1 protein-coding gene and 1 pseudogene are annotated in these 741 nt (G+C 55.2%); both read right to left on the minus strand.

Features of this window, described 5'->3' with window-relative positions; all coding sequences use genetic code 11:
• Window positions 1-32 precede the first annotated feature (32 nt).
• Window positions 33-626 (minus strand): phosphoheptose isomerase, encoded by a 594-nt coding sequence (locus tag ACTHUM_RS16455; RefSeq protein ID WP_440403490.1) that lies wholly within the window; start codon window positions 624-626, stop codon window positions 33-35.
• Window positions 627-630: 4 nt separating this feature from the next.
• Window positions 631-741, minus strand: a pseudogene (locus ACTHUM_RS16460) (YraN family protein); the annotation flags it as partial.

The following is a 741-nucleotide window of genomic DNA, read 5'->3' on the forward strand; positions in this document are numbered from 1 at the left end:
CTTTAAGGGATGGGCCGTCTGAAAAGAAAGGGTTACATGCCTTCAAGCAGGACGGAGTCGATGCAGTCGCACATGGCGTGAATCAGCAAAATATGGTTTTCTTGAATGCGGGCAGTACGCGGATAAGGGACGTTGAGCAAAACGTCGGTATCTTTGAGCATGGCGGCGATTTTTCCGCCGTCGCGGCCGGTCATGGCGATGACGTGCATGTCGCGTTCGTGTGCCACTTTGATGGCTTCAATGACGTTTGCGGAGTTGCCGGAGGTGGAGATGCCGACCAATACGTCGCCGGCACGTCCGAGTGCGCGCACTTGTTTGCTGAATACGTGGTCGAAACCGTAGTCGTTGCCGATGGCAGTCAGGGCGGAAGTGTCTGTCGTCAGCGCGACAGCGGCCAATTCCATGCGTTCTTTTTCAAAACGGCCGGTCATTTCTGCGGCGAAGTGTTGTGCGTCGGCAGCCGAACCGCCGTTGCCGCAGGCCAGGATTTTGCCGTCGTTCATCAGGCATTGCAGCATCAGCTCGGCAGCCTGTGCGGTCGGCTCGACCAGTACTTTTTCGGCTTCCTGCTTGGCGCGGATGCTCTCGGCAAAATGTGCGGAAACGCGTTCTTGTAATGTTATCATGAGGTTAACCTGTAATATTTTGAATCCATTCGGGTTGGCCGTCGCCTTCAATCAGTACCGCATCCAGGCGGCAGGGAGCATGGTTCAACCCGTGCTTTTGCAGATAATACTCTAC

It is taken from the genome of Neisseria sp. P0021.S006 (genome assembly GCF_051956895.1).